Genomic DNA, 16466 nt, shown 5'->3' with positions numbered 1-16466 from the left:
CCCGCTTCAAGCAGCCGGCGCGTTGGGGTTCAGCTTCCACACCGAATAGTTCAGCGCGCCCGCGATGCTGGCCCAGACCAGATAGGGGAACATCAACAGCCCCGCCACCCAGTCGGCGGCAAAGAACGTCACCACCGTTGCCGCAACGGCCAGCCACAGGCAGGCGATCACCACCAGCCCGGCCTGCATCCGCTTCAACCCGAAGAAAACCGGCGTCCACAGCGTGTTCAGCGCGATCTGCACCGACCACCAGGCCAGCGCCTGCCCGGTATCGGGCAGCAGCGCCACCCGCATCGCGGCGTAGGAAATGCTGAAGTAAAGAATGAACCACACCACCGGAAACACCCAGTCGGGTGGGGTCCAGCTGGGCTTTTGCAGGGCTGCATACCACGGGCCGGGCTTGATCATCGCCCCGGTCGTCGCCGCCGCGCCACAGGCGGCCAAGTAGGTCAGGAACAGCGTCCAGTCCATTGCGCACCTCCAGGTTGCTGCGCGACACCTACCCTAACCGCGGGGAAAGGCCAATCCCTGAAGCCGCGCCGTCGTCAGCGCGCGATCCTTCGCCTCAAGCTGCGCCAGCACCGACAGAACGGCAGAACTACGGCGGAAACTGCCGCGCGGCTGGGCGGCGGCGGCGACCAGAAATGCCACCTCGGGCGCCGGGGCGGCGTGCAGCGTCGCGGGCAGCGGCCGCATCAGGTGCAACCCGGTATCCAGCAGCGCCCGGCCCAGCCAGCCGATCTTCTGCCCGGCACCGGTGTGGGCGCGCACGCTCACCGAATCATGGCCGTTGCGGGCCACAGCGCCGCCGATGCCGCAATAGATCAGCCGTGCCGCATGGATGCCGGGCCGGCAGGCCAGCGGCAACAGGGAAACCCCGGCGGCAGACCGGCCATAGAGCCGCGTCGCCTCGTCCAGCAGCCGTTTCACCAGCCCGCACACTTCCGGTGTGGGCTTGGGATCGGCCAGAAACGCTTCCAGATCAATGCCTTCGTCGCGCAGCCAGTCCAGCGGCAGATAGATCCGGCCCGCCCGGGCATCCTCGCCCACGTCACGGGCGATGTTGGAAAGCTGCATCGCCAGCCCCAGATCGCAGGCCCGCGCCAAAGCATCGGCATCGCGCACCCGCATCAGCACGCACATCATCGCGCCCACCGCCGCGGCCACCCGCGCCGAATAGTCCATGATGCCGGAGAAGGTATCGTAACGCCGCCCCACCGCGTCCCAGGCCAAGCCCTCCAGCAGCGCCTCGGGCAAGGCGCGCGGCATGTCGAATTCCTCGATGATCCGGGCAAAGGCGCGGTCGGCGCAGGCGTTGCGCGGGCTGCCCTGATACACCATGTCCAACCGGTCGCGCAGCGACAGCACGGCATGGGCCTTGTCATCGCCTTCGTCCACTGCATCATCGGCAATCCGGCAGAAGGCATAGAGCGCCAGCGCCGGGTCGCGCACCTTCGCGGGCAGCAGTTTCGACGCCATGTGGAACGAGCGTGATCCGGTGCGGATCGCCTCGCGGCAATAGTCCATGTCGGCGGCGGCGGACACCGGGATGGACGGGGCAAAGTTCATGGTGGCGGTCATTCTGCGGCCAGCTTTCTTTCCATCGGTGCAGCGCTCCGGCGCCCGCCGCCCGGTGCATCCGGCACCAGCTTGCCCAGCACCTCGGCGCTGGTCACAACGCTGGGCAGCCCGGCGCCCGGATGGGTGCCCGCGCCGACCAGATACAGCCCCGGCAGTTCTTCGGACACGTTATGCGGCCGGAACCAGGCCGATTGCAGGATCCGCGGCTCGATCGAGAAGCCCGATCCCAGCGGCGACAGGTAGCGGTCGCGGAAATCTTCCGGCGTGAACACCAGGCTTTCGCTGATCCGATCACCAAGGCCCGGCATCATCCGCTCTTCCAGCATCTTCTGCACCTTCAGCCGATACTTCTCGGCCTCGACCTGCCAATCGACGCCATTGTCATGCCCCAGATGCGGCACCGGCGACAAAGCATAGAAGGTGTCATCGCCCGCAGGTGCGACGCTGGGGTCGATCACCGAGGGGCGGTGGACATAAAGGCTCATGTCGTCGGCCAGCTTGCCGGTCATGAAGATGTCGTTCAGAAGGCCCTTGTAGCGCGGGCCGCAGACGATGGTGTGGTGGCCTGCATCCGGCCACATGCCGGCCGTGCCCTTGGTGCCGAAATACCAGACGAACAGGCTCATCGACCAGCGGGTGCGCTTCAGCTTGTTGGTGGTCCAGCGCTTGCGCGGCTGGTTGCGCAGCAGCCGGTCATAGGTGTGGCCCGCGTCGGCGTTTGAAACCACCACATCGGCGGGCAACACTTCGCCCTCCAGCAGCCGCACCCCGGCAGCGCGGCCATTGGCCACCACCACCTCATCGACCTCGGTGCCCAGCATCAGGGTGCCGCCCTGATCCTCGATCACCTTCGCCATCGCCTTGGCAATCGCCTGCACCCCGCCCATGGCGTAATGCACGCCGAACTCTTTCTCCAGATGGCTGACCAGGTTATACATCGAGGTCACATGGAACGGGTCGCCGCCGATGAACAGCGGATGGAACGACAACGCGAACCGCAGGCGTTCATCCTTCAACCGGCTGGAGGCATGGGCATAGGTCGAGCGGTCGGCGCGGAACAGCGCGAAGCGCGGCAAGACCTTGATCAGCTCCCACAACTGGTGCATCGGCCGCCGGCCGAGGTTTTCAAAGCCGAACCAGTAGCGCGCCTCGCTGTCTTGCAGAAACTTGTCGTAACCCGCCAGATCGCCGGGCGACAGCCGCGACACCTCGGCCCGCATCGCCTCGGTGCCTTGGCGGGCGGTGTAGGTAGAGCCATCGGGCCAGGTGATCTTGTAGAACGGATCGACCGGGCGCAGATCGACATCGGCGTCGAAATCGCGGCCGCAGAACGCCCACAATTCGCGCAGCAGATGCGGCACCGTCACGATGGTCGGCCCCAGATCGAAGCGGTGGCCGCCCTGCGAAATCGACGAGCCGCGCCCGCCCGGCAGGTCCAGCCGATCAATCACCGTAACGCTGTAACCCTTGGCCCCCAGCCGCATCGCAGCCGCCAGCCCGCCCAAGCCCGCACCCACGACAATCGCCTTGGCGCCTGTCTGGTCTTTCGGGGTTTCGGGGGCGGTTTTCGCGGGGCGCAAGGCATCAGGTGTCAACATGGCGGCACGATATACTGTCTAGTTGGATTTACAACATCCAACGTGCCGCAGCAGAATCAGCCCCGTCATGCTTTCGCTGCACGGCGGAAAGGCGTATGAAAGGCCGTCACTTCACGCATTGGAGAAAGCCATGCAGACAGTCACACTCAGCCTATTCCGCTTTGACAAACCCGGTTCCCGGTTCTGGCTGGCAGGCCAGATGGCACTGGCCCGCATGGCCCTGATGGGCATGAAACAGGTCGGCTTCTGGAAGATTTGCGGCTCGGGCATGGGCGAGGGCTTCACGCCGCAGCCCAACTTCACCGTCTGGGCGATTCTGGCGACCTGGCCCGACGAGGAAACCGCGCGCCGCGACATCGAAAACGCCCCGGTCTACAAGGACTGGACCAAGCACGCCTCGGAAACCTGGACGATCTTCCTGAACCCGATCAACTCGCGCGGCAAATGGTCGGGCAAAGAGCCCTTCCAGCCTGATGGCGTGATGCCCGAAGGCGCGCTGGCCGTGCTGACCCGCGCCAGCCTGCGCCCGCATATGGCCGCACGGTTCTGGGGCCGGGTGCCGGATATCTCGGCGGTGATCGGCACCGACCCGAACATCGTGTTCAAGATCGGCATCGGCGAGATTCCGGTGCTGCATCAGGCCACCTTCTCGATCTGGCCCGATACCGAAACCATGGCGGCTTTCGCCCGTGGCAACGGGGCGCACGGCAAGGCGATCAAGGCGGTTTACGACGAAGGCTGGTTCTCGGAGGACCTTTACGCCCGTTTTCGTATTGCAGGCGCCGTCGGGTCGTGGAACGGTGTCGATCCATTGGCCAAGCTCAATCAGATCCCCGAGCCGGTGGCCGAGCCAGACCAAACCACTGAGATGGACGCTGCATGACGCAACCCTTTCCGTTTTCTGCCATCGTCGGCCAAGCCGAGATGAAACAGGCCATGGTGCTGACCGCCATCGATCCCGGGATCGGTGGCGTGTTGGTGTTCGGCGACCGGGGCACCGGCAAATCAACGGCAGTGCGGGCGCTGGCCGCCCTGCTGCCAGAGATTACGGCGGTCGAAGGCTGCCCGGTAAACTCGGCCAAGCCCGAGGATTGCCCGGAATGGGCGCATGTGCGCTCGACCAAGATGGTCACGCGCGCCACGCCGGTGATCGACCTGCCGCTGGGCGTGACCGAAGACCGGGTGGTGGGGGCGCTGGATATCGAGCGCGCCCTGACCCGCGGCGAAAAGGCCTTCGAGCCGGGGCTGCTGGCGCGCGCCAACCGCGGCTATCTGTATATCGACGAGGTCAACCTGCTGGAGGACCATATCGTTGACCTGCTGCTGGACGTGGCGCAATCGGGCGAGAACGTGGTGGAACGCGAGGGGCTTTCCATCCGCCACGCCGCCCGCTTCGTGCTGGTCGGTTCCGGCAACCCCGAAGAAGGCGAGTTGCGGCCGCAGCTGCTGGACCGCTTCGGTCTGTCGGTCGAGGTGACCTCGCCGCGCGACGTGGAAACGCGGGTCGAAGTGATCCGCCGCCGCGATGCGTTCGAGAATGACAACGAAAACTTCATGAAGAAGTGGCGCCGCAAGGATACCGATCTGCGCAAGGCGATTCTGGCCGCGCGCGAGGCGTTGCCGAAGCTGGTCACCACCGAAGCCGTGCTGCACGACTGCGCCGCGCTGTGCATCGCCTTGGGGTCTGACGGTCTGCGCGGCGAGTTGACGCTGCTGCGCGCCGCCCGTGCCATCGCCGCCTTTGAAGGTGCTGCGGAAGTGACCCGCGCCCATCTGCGCGCCGTCGCCCCTTCGGCGCTGCGCCACCGTCTGCGCCGCGACCCCTTGGACGAGGCCGGCTCCACCGTGCGCGTCGCCCGCACCCTGACCGAGGTATTGCCCTGACCGATCCGGCATCCGAGGGCCAGATGGCCCCATGGGCGCGGGCCAAGGCCGCGCTGACGCTGCTGGCGATTGACCCCGCCGGTCTGCGCGGCTTGTGGCTGCGGGCGCGCTCGGGTCCGGTGCGCGACCGGCTGACGGCGGCCTTCACCCACCTGCCCTTGCCGCTGCGCCGGATGCATCCGGGCGTGGCCGACGATGCGTTGTATGGCGGCGTCGATCTGGCGGCCACGCTGGCATCCGGCCATGCGGTGCGGGCGCGCGGAATCCTCGACGCCCGCGCGGCGGTGGTGCTGGCAATGGCCGAACGCTGCCCGCCGGGGCTGGCGGTGCGGCTGGGGCAATGGCTGGACACCCGCGGCTCTTGCGTCATTGCGCTCGACGAGGGCGCCGAGGCCGACGAAACCCCGCCGCATCCGCTGACCGACCGGCTGGGGCTGTTCGTCGATCTGTCGGATATCGCCTGGTCCGAAGCGACGGACCTTGCTCTCGACGATACCAAACTGGCCGCCGCGCGCGAGCGGCTGGACTATATCACCACCCCGCCCGAGGCGCTGGAAACCCTGACCCGGCTCGCCGCGCGTCTGGGCATCGCCAGCCTGCGCGCACCCTTGCTGGCGGTGGCAGCGGCACGAGCCTCGGCGGCCTGGCGGGCTGTGGATACCGTGGCGGAACCCGACCTGCGGCTGGCCGCCGACCTGATCTATGCCCACCGCGCCCTGCCGGAAGCGGAATATGATCAGCCGCCGCCCGAAGATGACACCCCGCCGCCACCGCCGCCCCCCGGATGACGAAGGCGAGGCCAACGCGCCCGACCCCGAGCAGATGATGCTGCCCGAGGAGATTTTGCTGGACGCCGTGCGCGCCGCCCTGCCCGCCGACCTGCTGGCCAAACTCGCCGCCGGTCGCGCCGCCCGCGTCGCCGCTGGCAGTGCCGGCACCGGTGCCGCCCGCAAGGGCAACCGCCGCGGCCGCCCGCTGCCCTCGCGCCCCGGCGAGCCGGACGGCCAGTCGCGCATCGACCCGGTGGCCACCCTGCGCAACGCCGCCCCCTGGCAAGGCGTGCGCCGCAAGCTGCAACCCGATGCCGCCGGTCGCCTGCTGGTGCGCCCCGACGATATCCGGCTGCGGCGGTTTCAGGAAAGCTCGGACCGGGTGCTGATTTTCACCGTCGATGCCTCGGGCTCGGCGGCGCTGGCGCGGTTGGCCGAGGCCAAGGGGGCTGTGGAACTGTTGCTGGCGCAGGCCTATGCGCGGCGCGATCACGTGGCGCTGGTGGCGTTTCGCGGCACCACCGCCGAACTGCTGCTGCCGCCCACCCGATCGCTGGTGCAGACCAAACGCCGGTTGGCCGGGCTGCCGGGTGGCGGTGGCACGCCTTTGGCGGCAGGCCTGCGGCTGGCGCTGGAGGTGGCACGGCTGGCCCGTTCGCGCGGCATGACGCCCACGGTGGCGCTGCTGACCGATGGCCGCGCCAACATCGCACTGGATGGCACCGCCAACCGCCCCACCGCCATGGCCGAGGCGGCGCAGATGGCCCGGGTGCTGGCCGCGACCGGCGTGCCGGGGCTGGTGATCGACACCGCCACGCGCCCACAGGCCGAGTTGCGGGTGCTGGCCGCCCAGATGAACGCACCCTACCTTGCCCTGCCGCGGGCCGATTCGCGCAGGCTGTCGGCGGCGCTGGCTGGCGCGCTGGGGGCCTGAGCCTTGGCCCCCTCCATGATCCCCGCCGACTGGCCGCACCGCGACGCCTCGCGCTTTGTGGTCTGCAAGCCGCATCTCTGGCATGTGCAGGAGATGGGCACCGGCCCGCTGCTGCTGCTGATCCACGGTGCCGGTGGCTCGACCCATAGCTGGCGGCAGTTGATGCCGCTGCTGGCCCAGCATTTCCGGGTGGTCGCGATGGACCTGCCGGGGCAGGGCTATTCCCGCTCCGGGGCCCGCAGCCGTCTGGGGTTGGATGGCATGTCCACCGATCTTCTGCACCTCTGCGCCCACGAGGGCTGGCAACCCGACGCAATCATCGGCCATTCGGCGGGGGCGGCCATCGCGCTGCGGCTGACCGAGCTTTTGCCGCACAAACCCCGCGCGGTGATCGGCATCAACGCCGCACTCAGCAATTTCGACGGCGTGGCGGGCTGGCTGTTCCCGCTGCTGGCCCGCGCCCTGACGCTGGCCCCCTTCGTGCCGCAGATCTTTGCCCGCATCTCGGGCACGCCCGCCAAGGTGAATTCGCTGCTAGCCTACACCGGCTCGCCGCTGGATACCGAGGGCAAGGCGCTGTATCAGCGGCTGGTCTCCAACCCCGGCCATGTCGATGCGACGCTGGCGATGATGTCGCAATGGAAGCTGGACGGGCTGCTGGCGCGGCTACCGGCGATGACGATCCCACTCTTGCTGATCGCCGCCGATCAGGATGGCGCCGTGCCCTGCGCCACCTCGCGCAACTGGGCCGCGCGGATGCCCAACGCGGAATATGTCGAAATCCCCGGCCACGGCCATCTGGTGCATGAAGAAGTGCCGAAAGCCGTCGCAGGCCTGATCCTGAGCTTCCTCGCCCGCCACCCGGCCTGATCAGCTTTCATCTTCGCTCAAATATCCCTGCGCGGAGCGCACCAACGCCGCCGCACTCCCGGTATTTCAAACCGCTTCCCGCGCATCGCCGCCGAAGATCAGCTCCATATGCTCGGCCAGATAGATCCGCAGCCAGGGCGTGAACTTCTCGGGCACAGCCCGGGTCTCGGCGGCAAGCTGCTGCAAATCCACCCAGCGGGTCGCGGCCACTTCCGCGGGGTTGAGCGCCAGCGGCAGGTCCAGCGTGGCCTGCATGCGGAACACCTGCACCACCTCGTGCTCGGTCATGCCGTTGCCCACCTCGGCGCGGTATTCCACTTGGCCCGCAGGCACTTCCGCCAGCCCGGTGATCCCCAACTCCTCGCGCAAGCGGCGGGTGGCGCAGGTGGCGGCATCCTCGCCCCAATGCGGATGGGTGCAGCAGGTGTTGGCCCACAGCCCCGGCGTGTGGTATTTCGAAAGCGCCCGCTGCTGGATCAGCACCTGCCGCCCCGCCATCACGAAGACCGAGATCGCCTGATGCCGCAGACCCTTCCGGTGCACCTCCAGCTTGTCCACCGGGGTCAGCGTGCCGTTGACCCAGGCGGGTATCAGATCGTTCATGGCCGCGCCTTCACCCCGGTCCAGACCGGCGAGACCAGCCGCAACAGATGCGCCATGTTCTTCAGCCCGATCTTCAGATGCGCCATCGGCCGGGCGCTGACCAGCTTCTTGTTCATGTAGGCTTCAAAGGTCAGGGTCTGCACATCGACATCATGGCACAGGCTGACAAAGCGTTCGCGCCGCTCGTCGGATTTGTAATAGGCATCCTGCATCGAGCGCAGCACCTTGAACACCGTGCCATGCTCTTTCATGAAGGCCTTGCGCGCCAAGGCCAGATCGGCGGCCTTGCCCGAGGCAAGACAGGCCAGGCACGCCGTCGCCGCCACCCGCCCGCCGACCATGGCGTAGAAGATCCCCTCGCCCGACGAAGGCGCCACCACACCGGCGGCATCGCCCGCCAGCACCACGTCGCGGCCATTGTCCCAGCGGTCCATCGGATGCAGCGGGATCGGCGCCCCCTCGCGGCGCACCGTCTCGCAATCGGTCAGGCCCGAGGATTCGCGCAGATCGGCGGTGGCTTTCTTCAGGTCCACCCCATCGACGCCAGTGCCCATGCCGATGCTGGCATGCTTGCCATGCGGGAACACCCAGCCGTAGAAGTCGGGCGAGATGCGGCCGTCATAGATCACGTCGCAGCGGGTCGGGTCGTAGCTGTTCGAGGCCTCGGGGGCCACGATGATCTCGTGATAGGCGATCACATAGGGGATCTTGTCGCCGCCCGGCACCTCGGCCCGCGCCACGCCGGAACGGGCCCCATCGGCGCCGATCACCAGTTTGGTGGCGCTGCGCTGCTCCTCGCCCGAGGCCTTGTCGCGCCAGACCACGTGGGTGCCCTCGGCATCCCGCTCGATCCGCAGGAAGGTGCCGGTCAGCCGCTCGGCCCCGGCCTCGGCGGCGCGGTTGCGCAGGAATTCGTCGTATTTGTCACGATCGACCATGCCGACATAGCCATTCTCGATCGGGATATCGACGGCCCGGCCGGTGGGCGAGATCATCCGCGCGGTGGTGATCTTGGCGACAATCTGGCTGTCAGGAATGTTGAAATCGGCGATCAGCCGGGGCGGGATGGCACCGCCGCAGGGCTTGATCCGGCCATCCCGGTCCAGCAGCGCCACCTTGCGGCCGGCGCGGGCGATATCCTCGGCGGCGGTTGATCCCGACGGCCCGCCGCCAATCACGAAAACATCATAGGCCATGCTCATTCCCCTGCTATCAATGCCGCCGAGGGGGCGTGTGTTGTCCCCTCGATGATCCGCGCCGCCATCACCGTCGCGGCAACAAACAACGCGGCCTCGGCCACGAAAACCGATCCAAACGCGGCGGGGGCGGGCAGCAGCAGCCGCAACACATCCACCACCGCGGCCCCTGCCAGACCGCCGAACCCGGCAGCAATCGCCTGACTGGCGCCCCAAAGTCCCATCCGCGTGCCCTCACGCGCCTCGCGGCCCTGACCTGCCAGCGCCATCATCGCGCCGATGGCCGACACGGCAAACATGCCGTTGAAAAACCCCAGCGCCACCACCGCAGGCGTCAGCAGCGCTGCCCCCACCTGCCCCAGTGCCGCCACCATCAGCAGCGACAGCGACGAGCCGATGCACCCCGCCATCACCCAGGCCCGCAGCGAGCCGAAGCGCAGGCCGGTGGCCGCGATGCCCACGGTCAGCATCCCCACGAACACGCCGCCGTTCTGCGCGCCGGAAAGTGCGGTGGTCTGGCCGGGGGTCATGCCGAACACCAACCCGGCATAGGGCTCCAGAATCAGTTCCTGCATGAAATAGGCGGTCATCGACAGAAAGATGAAGATGGTAAAAGCGCGCGCCTTGGGTTCGGCCCAGACATCGCGCAGGCCTTCCATGAAGGGGATGCGTTCCTCGACCATCGGGACCTTGTGGCAGCGCGCCTCGATCCCGGCGATGGCCAGCGAGGTCAGCACCACCGCGCCAACGGTGACGATGCCCACCACCTCCAGCAGCCGCGTCGGGCTGTAGGGGTCAAGAAACCGCCCCACTGTGCTGGCGGTGACGGCAATGCCGAAGATCATCATCAGCCAGGTGATGGTGGCCGCCGCCGCCCGCCTGCGCGGTTCGGTGGCCGAGGCCAGCAGCGCCAAGAGCGAAGTGCCCGAGGCGCCGACGCCGATGCCGATCAGCGTATAGGCCGCGATGGAAAGCGCCAGCCCGGCGGCAAAGTTGCCGGGGATCACCGTGACCCCCAGTGCCGCACCAAAGCCGCCCGCTGCCAGCACCGCCATGCCGCCGATGATGAACCGGGTGCGGCTGCCGCCGGTGTCGGACAGGTAGCCCCAGTTCGGCCGCGTGATCTGGATCGCGTAATGCAGTGCCACCAGCAGCCCCGGCAACACTGCGGGCAAAGCCAGTTCCACCACCATCAGCCGGTTCAGCGTCGATGTCATCAGGACCACGATCGCGCCCAGGCACATCTGCACCAGCCCAAGGCGGACGATCGACAGCCAGGACAGCATCACATGACCCCCAGCCCGCGCAACGCGAAGGCCGATATCATCATGCCGGTGACATACATCACGATGCCGGTGTTGTTATACCACGGCGCCTTGCCCTTGGGGTCGCGCAGCAGCACCCGCATGGCGGCCACCTGCCCGGCCAACAACAGCGTCACCGCCCCCGCGTGCCAGGGTTTGCCCCAGATGATCAGCAGCGCTATCACCAGAAGCTGCGCCATCGCCATCACCGTGCAGGCGATCTTGGCGGCCACTTCCGGCCCCAGCACCACGGGAAGCGAGCGCACCCCATGCTGGCGGTCGCCCTCCAATGCCTTGAAATCGTTCAGGGTCATGATGCCATGCGCGCCAAAGGCGTAAAGGCCGGCCACCATCACCACCTCAAAGCGCGGCGCGCCTGCGGCCAGCACGGCAGCCCCGGTGAACCACGGCAGGCCTTCGTAGCACAGCCCCACCAGCCCCGGCCCCCACCAGCCCGAGCGTTTCAGCCGGACGGGTTCGGCAGAATAGGCCCAGGCCGCCAGCACGCCCACAACGGTCGCACCAAAGCCCCAGGGCCCCAGCGGCCAGCCCATCGCCAGCGCCAGCGCCGACATGATCAGCGCCACATAAAGCCCCCAGCGCCCCGGTATCCGCCCCGAGGGGATCGGCCGGTAAGGCTCGTTCACCGCATCGACATGGCGGTCGCACCAGTCATTCGCCGCCTGGCTCATGCCGCAGACCACCGGGCCTGCCAGCACCACGCCCAGCAGCACCAGCGGCCATTGCGGCAGGATCGGCGTTCCCGCCGAGACCACGCCGCACAGATAGGCCCACATCGGTGGAAACCAGGTGATGGGTTTGATCAGCTCCAGCAAGGCGCGGGGCTGCGGCAGAGTGCGGGGGTGTAAATTCGGGCTGACAGTCATTGGCAAAATAGACACCACATTGCAGAGTCGGACAAGAGTTCAAGTCGTCGCGCAAAGCGCGCGGGGGGCGGGTCGTCGCGCGGGGTGGCCTACTTGCGGCCCTTGGGGTTCAGCACGAAGATGCACGACGGATCGCCGGTCGCGCGGCAGGACACTTCTTCCACCGTCACATCCGGCCAGACCAGGCTGGAGAACAGCCGCTCGAACACCGCGGCGTGCCAGTGGCATTGCGGGGTGCTGGCGTGATCTTCGGCCACCAGCGGGTTGTCGATGATCTCGAAGGTCGGGGGCCGATGCCCCAGCACGCGAAATATGCCGGAACCGACAAAAGTCCAGGCATGTTTGGTGATGGCATTGACCAGCAGCCGCGCCCCCAGCGGCGCAGGCAGCGCCCGGATCAGCCGCTGCGCCGGGCGCGGGATGCGATGGGCCAGGATATAGTCGCCAACCGCCAGCCCCGCGAGGCGGGACAGACGTTCGGCGCGGTCGGGCAGATACAGCCGCAAGGCGTGGTGCAGCCGCGCCACATCGACCTCGGGCAACATGCCCGCGTCGCGCGGTGGCGGCACAAGGTCGGCCACGGCGAAAAGGGCGCGCCTTGTCGGCTCGCCCTCCTCGCGATCCAGCACGTCATGCAGTTGCAGGACGGCATTGGGGCCGATGCGATGCCCCAGATCAATCTCCTGAACCGAGGCCTGCGCCATGCCTGACCCTATTCCGCCGGTTCCTGCATCTGTTCCTTGCCACCACCGCAGGCCTTGGCCAGGGCGGCTGCGGTCGCGGCGGCATCCGGCACGTCGTCGAAATCAGGCACCTGCTCGTCGTCGTGGTGGTGGTGGCCGCTGCCACCGCAGGACATCACCCCCAGATCGGGAATACCGGCCCGTTCGGCGGCACGTTCCTTGCCCTGCGCCCGCAGCGCCTCGCGGCGTTCGGCGGCCTTGCGGGCCTTGTCGGCGCTGGCTTCCCAGTCGGCCATCTGCGCTTCGGCAATCTTGCGGGTGTCGTCGAAGTGGAAATCGACCTTGCCCTTGGTCTGCGGACCCCAATAGCCGGCCTTGCCCAGATCATAGAAGGTGCGCCCGACGCCCGCCTTCAGGAAGGCCTTCAGGCAGCCCAGCAGATACCGCCGCCGGAAGCCGGTGCCGCGCCACGGATAGTAGAACAGCGCCTTGCGGATGTAGAAGCGGCGGTAGTTCTTCATCACGCCGTCCAGCAACTCGCCGCGAGTCAGCGCCTTGGGCTTCATGATCGGCGTCACGAAGTTGTATTTCGAGAAGTCGAACACCTCGACCTGATCGCGCAATTCCTGGAACAGCGGCGTGAACGGCCAGGGCGTGTACATCGCCCAGTTCGCCAGATCGGGCTGCCAGTCCCAGACCATCTGGAAGGTTTCTTCCAGGGTTTCCTTGGTCTCGTTGTCGAGGCCCACGATGAACTGCGCCTCGGTAAAGATGTCGGCCTCGCGCAGCAGGCGGATCGCCTCCTTGTTCTCGGCGACGGTGGTTTCCTTGTTGAAAAGGTCAAGCTTCAACTGCGCCGCGGCTTCGGTACCAAGGCTGATGTGCACAAGGCCGGCGCGGCGGTAGAAGGTCAGCAATTCGCGGTCGCGATAGATGTCGGTCACGCGGGTGTTGATGCCCCATTTCACCTTGTCGGGCAGACCGCGGTCGATCAGTTCCTGACAGAATTCGATGAATTTCTTGCGGTTTATCGTGGGTTCCTCGTCCGCCAGGATGAAGAAGCCAACGCCATGGTCGTTGACCAGCCGCTCGATCTCGTCCACCACCTTCTTGGGGTCGCGCACCCGGTAGTCGCGCCAGAATTTCCACTGGCTGCAGAACGAGCAGGTGAACGGGCAGCCGCGGGCCATGTTGGGAATGGCCACCCGCACGCCCAGCGGCGTGTAGATGTATTTGCTCCACTCCAGAATCGTCCAGTCGGGGTCGATGCCGTCCAGATCCTTGATGGTGGGGGCGGCGGGGGTGGCAACGATCTCGGTGCCTTCGCGGTAGGCAAGACCGCGGATATTGGCGCGGTCGGCGGGCCAGCGGCCCTCATCGACCGCATTCGCCAGCGCCACCATGATCTCTTCGCCTTCGCCGCGCACGATCACATCCACCGTCGGCGATTCGGAAAGCACCTGGCGATACATGAAGGTGGCATGAATACCACCCAGCACCCGCACGGCATCCGGGCACGCCTCGGAGGCTATGCGCAGCACCTCTTCGGCTTCGTAGATCGCCGGAGTGATCGCCGTGGTGCCGACGATATCGGGCTTCAGCTCGATCAGCTTGGCGCGCAGGGTGTCATGGTCCATGAAATTGGTCATCGCGTCGAGGAAGACGATGTCCTCGAACCCGGCCTTGCGCAGCGAACCCGCCAGATAGGCCACCCAGGCCGGCGGCCAGTTGCCGGCAATCTCGGCACCGCCAGAGTGATAGTTGGGATGAACAAAGACGATGCGCATGGGGAAACCCTCTCCGAGACTGTCCATACTGATTGACATATCGTGTGTAAGCCTGACTTGACATACATCAAAGCGACACTGGAAATTCATCAAATGCCCCGGAGGCGGGGCGGCGGTTTCCGGCCTGATGGCGCGGCGGATCAGTCGCCGTCGCGGCCGACCAGCCCGAACTTGCGCAGCTTGACGTATAGCGATTGCCGCGACAGGCCCAGCATCTCGGCGGCAGCGACGCGGTTGTTGCGGGTCAGCTGCACCGCAGTCTCGATGCAAAGTTTCTCAACCACATCAGTGGTTTCCGCCACGATATCCTTCAGCGTCGAAGACCCCACCAGGTCCATCACGCTGGTCATGCCATCATCCACCCCGGCCCCGCCCGGACGGCGCAGGCTGTCGGTGCGGCTGGCGTCGCGGATCACCAGAACCATGCTGGGGTTGGGCCGGTCGTTCAGCCAGGTGGCCGAAATTTCGGCAGCAATTTCACCGGCAAAAGCGGTGATCAGCTTGGTGGCATAAAGTCGCATCCGCCCGGAACGGCGGGCGCTGTCAAACAAAACCTTCTGATCGACGCCACCGCGCACCAGAAATTCGGCAAACGGGCGGCCGCGCACCTCGGCCAGATCGGACGAATCGGTCAGGTTCAGGAAAGCCTCGTTGGCATTGGTGATCATGCCGTCGCGGTCGGTCATCACGATGCCGTCGATGCCCTCGTGGAACAGCCGGGCCATGTCTTCGCTGAGACCGTCCTGCACGGCCACCACCTTGGCGGCACTTTCCAGCCGGCACAGCAGCAACCGCTCGCCCGCAGCACGGAACACCGTCGGCGTCACCAGCAACCGGCTTTGCGAGCGGCGGGCCAGCAGGTCGATCGGCGCCGCGGTATCGGATACCGCCAGATTGGTCAGGCTTTCCAGAAACTCGCCGCGCCTGCGGCCCTCGAACTCCTGCGCAATCGCGGCGCCCATCAGTTCGGGCTTGGTGCCGCCCAGAAGATGCGCCCCCGCGGTGTTCAGATCGACGATCCGCCCGGTGCCGACCGATACCACCACGACGGCATCGCGCGTCACCTCCATCAGCACGCGATACCGCGTGTCCATCTCGCGCTGCGATTCGTAGTCACGCTCCAGCGCCATCTGGGCGTTGACCAGCCGTTGCTGCATTTCCGCGATCTGCCGCAGGTCGCGCCCCAGCATCAGCACCGCACCCGACGGCAGCACGTGCAGCGTGTAGCGCACCGGGAATTCCCAGACCTGCTCATCGACGTGATTGACCTCGACCGCCAGCGACGGCCCACCCGGAGCCGCGCGCAACTGCTCCAGCCTTGTGGCCAGCTTGGCGCGGCTTTCGTCGGTCAGCACCTCGTTGACCGGCTTGCCGACCCAATGCTGCAACTCGCCGAAGCTGCGGTTGTGCGGATTGACCTGCACCGCCAGCACCCTGCCGGACGGGTCGATCGACATGGCAATGTCCGACGCCGTCGCGATGATATCGGACAGCATCTCGGGCGAAACCGGCGAGGTCGATGGTCCGATCAGCAAGGGTGTCGATACGACTGTCACGCGAAGGCTACTTCCTTTGCCGATCTCCCTGACCGGGAACAGCGGCGATTTATGCACGCTTGCGCGCGCTTCTGGCGTCTGACAGCAGGCCACAGACCTGCAACGCCGCGAACAGGTCGCTGGTGACGGCATCCGCCCCCAGGCACGGCACATCAATACCCGGCCGCCCGACAATGGCGCCGCCAAGGATCACCGGCGCCGTGCCGTGGCCAAGACCGCGGATGGTCGCAACCAGGGCCGCCGTGGCCTCCAGCGTCTCGCGGCAGGCCACCGAGATCAGCACCCCGTCGAACCGTCCGGCCTGCAACACCTGCCGCAGGTCCGCCCGGTTCGGTGCGATGCGCAGGCAGACTGAAACCCCAAGACGGCGCAACTGGCCAACCAGAACCAGCGCGCCCAGCGTGTGCTGTTCCTGCGCGGGCACCACCAACAGCACCGAGCCGCGATGCGGCAGGTCCGCCAGATCGGCGCTCCAGCCCGCGCCCACCTCGCGCAACACCGCCTGCAGCCGCGCCGAGCCCAGGCTGACATCGGCCCAGCTCAGCTGGTCGTCCAGCCAGGCCAGCCCCATGCAGCGCGCCGCCGTCGGGATATACTGGTCAGCCAGCGCCACTACCGACACCCGCTGCCGCCGCAGATCCTTCAGCAGATCCGCCATCACCGCATCGCTGTCGGCCACCGCCGCCTGCACCAGCAACCGCACGAAGGCCTCGCGCACAGGACAACCCTGCGCACTGCGGGCGGCCAGCATCGACATGATCTGCGCCGAGAAACTTACCACGTCCCCATCCCCGTCGCCCCCGCGACGTGTGA

General features: G+C 67.0%; 14 protein-coding genes and 1 pseudogene. 4 read left to right on the top strand and 11 right to left on the bottom strand.

Features of this window, described 5'->3' with window-relative positions; genetic code table 11:
* Positions 1 to 6: 6 nt before the first annotated feature.
* The 3 genes from tspO to RSW2DRAFT_RS04630 are packed head-to-tail and all read right to left on the bottom strand — an operon-like array spanning position 7 to position 3179.
* The gene (gene tspO / locus RSW2DRAFT_RS04640; protein ID WP_008028549.1) at positions 7 to 471 is read right to left on the bottom strand and encodes a tryptophan-rich sensory protein TspO; all 465 of its coding nucleotides are present in this window, start codon (positions 469 to 471) and stop codon (positions 7 to 9) included.
* Positions 472 to 504: 33 nt separating this feature from the next.
* Positions 505 to 1581, bottom strand: coding sequence for a 15-cis-phytoene synthase (gene crtB, locus RSW2DRAFT_RS04635; protein WP_008028547.1), 1077 nt, complete (start codon positions 1579 to 1581; stop codon positions 505 to 507).
* Complete coding sequence (locus tag RSW2DRAFT_RS04630) at positions 1578 to 3179, bottom strand: phytoene desaturase (protein ID WP_008028544.1); 1602 nt, start codon at positions 3177 to 3179, stop codon at positions 1578 to 1580. The genes crtB and RSW2DRAFT_RS04630 overlap by 4 nt, the downstream gene beginning before the upstream one ends.
* A 130-nt stretch (positions 3180 to 3309) precedes the next feature.
* Between RSW2DRAFT_RS04630 and crtA the strand changes: the two genes are divergently transcribed.
* From crtA to bchO, 4 genes and pseudogenes are all read left to right on the top strand, one after another.
* Positions 3310 to 4062 carry a spheroidene monooxygenase gene (gene crtA / locus RSW2DRAFT_RS04625; protein ID WP_008028542.1) on the top strand — a complete coding sequence of 251 codons (753 nt, stop codon included), beginning with the start codon at positions 3310 to 3312 and terminating at the stop codon, positions 4060 to 4062.
* The gene (gene bchI / locus RSW2DRAFT_RS04620) at positions 4059 to 5063 is read left to right on the top strand and encodes a magnesium chelatase ATPase subunit I (protein ID WP_008028540.1); all 1005 of its coding nucleotides are present in this window, start codon (positions 4059 to 4061) and stop codon (positions 5061 to 5063) included. Before crtA ends, bchI begins: the two co-directional genes overlap by 4 nt.
* 23 nt (positions 5064 to 5086) lie before the next feature.
* Positions 5087 to 6767, top strand: a pseudogene (locus RSW2DRAFT_RS04615) (magnesium chelatase subunit D).
* 15 nt (positions 6768 to 6782) lie between these two features.
* Positions 6783 to 7637 carry an alpha/beta fold hydrolase BchO gene (bchO, locus tag RSW2DRAFT_RS04610; RefSeq protein ID WP_008028534.1) on the top strand — a complete coding sequence of 285 codons (855 nt, stop codon included), beginning with the start codon at positions 6783 to 6785 and terminating at the stop codon, positions 7635 to 7637.
* A gap of 66 nt (positions 7638 to 7703) precedes the next feature.
* On the opposite strand, the gene idi is transcribed toward bchO, so the two are convergent.
* From idi to RSW2DRAFT_RS04570, 8 genes are all read right to left on the bottom strand, one after another.
* Entirely contained in the window at positions 7704 to 8240 is a 537-nt protein-coding gene (gene idi, locus RSW2DRAFT_RS04605) for an isopentenyl-diphosphate Delta-isomerase (protein WP_008028531.1), read from the bottom strand.
* Complete coding sequence (locus tag RSW2DRAFT_RS04600; protein ID WP_008028529.1) at positions 8237 to 9436, bottom strand: geranylgeranyl diphosphate reductase; 1200 nt, start codon at positions 9434 to 9436, stop codon at positions 8237 to 8239. The genes idi and RSW2DRAFT_RS04600 overlap by 4 nt, the downstream gene beginning before the upstream one ends.
* Positions 9437 to 9438: 2 nt before the next feature.
* Positions 9439 to 10725, bottom strand: a complete 1287-nt coding sequence (locus RSW2DRAFT_RS04595; RefSeq protein WP_040671599.1) for a BCD family MFS transporter — start codon at positions 10723 to 10725, stop codon at positions 9439 to 9441.
* Positions 10722 to 11627, bottom strand: a complete 906-nt coding sequence (chlG, locus tag RSW2DRAFT_RS04590; protein WP_008028525.1) for a chlorophyll synthase ChlG — start codon at positions 11625 to 11627, stop codon at positions 10722 to 10724. The genes RSW2DRAFT_RS04595 and chlG overlap by 4 nt, the downstream gene beginning before the upstream one ends.
* Positions 11628 to 11716: 89 nt before the next feature.
* Complete coding sequence (bchJ, locus tag RSW2DRAFT_RS04585; RefSeq protein ID WP_008028523.1) at positions 11717 to 12331, bottom strand: bacteriochlorophyll 4-vinyl reductase; 615 nt, start codon at positions 12329 to 12331, stop codon at positions 11717 to 11719.
* Positions 12332 to 12339: 8 nt separating this feature from the next.
* Positions 12340 to 14097: a magnesium-protoporphyrin IX monomethyl ester anaerobic oxidative cyclase gene (bchE, locus tag RSW2DRAFT_RS04580; protein WP_008028520.1), complete on the bottom strand. Its 1758-nt coding sequence runs from the start codon at positions 14095 to 14097 to the stop codon at positions 12340 to 12342.
* A gap of 140 nt (positions 14098 to 14237) precedes the next feature.
* On the bottom strand, positions 14238 to 15632 hold the full coding sequence (ppsR, locus tag RSW2DRAFT_RS04575; RefSeq protein WP_040671598.1) for a transcriptional regulator PpsR: 1395 nt from the start codon (positions 15630 to 15632) through the stop codon (positions 14238 to 14240).
* A 70-nt stretch (positions 15633 to 15702) separates the two neighbouring features.
* On the bottom strand, positions 15703 to 16434 hold the full coding sequence (locus RSW2DRAFT_RS04570; RefSeq protein ID WP_156790629.1) for a cobalamin-dependent protein: 732 nt from the start codon (positions 16432 to 16434) through the stop codon (positions 15703 to 15705).
* Positions 16435 to 16466 lie beyond the last annotated feature (32 nt).

Origin of the sequence: Rhodobacter ferrooxidans (genome assembly GCF_000176015.1) — a bacterium.
In the GTDB taxonomy this organism is placed as follows: Bacteria; Pseudomonadota; Alphaproteobacteria; order Rhodobacterales; family Rhodobacteraceae; genus Pseudorhodobacter_B; species Pseudorhodobacter_B ferrooxidans.
This window is presented reverse-complemented; position numbering and strand designations above follow the sequence as displayed.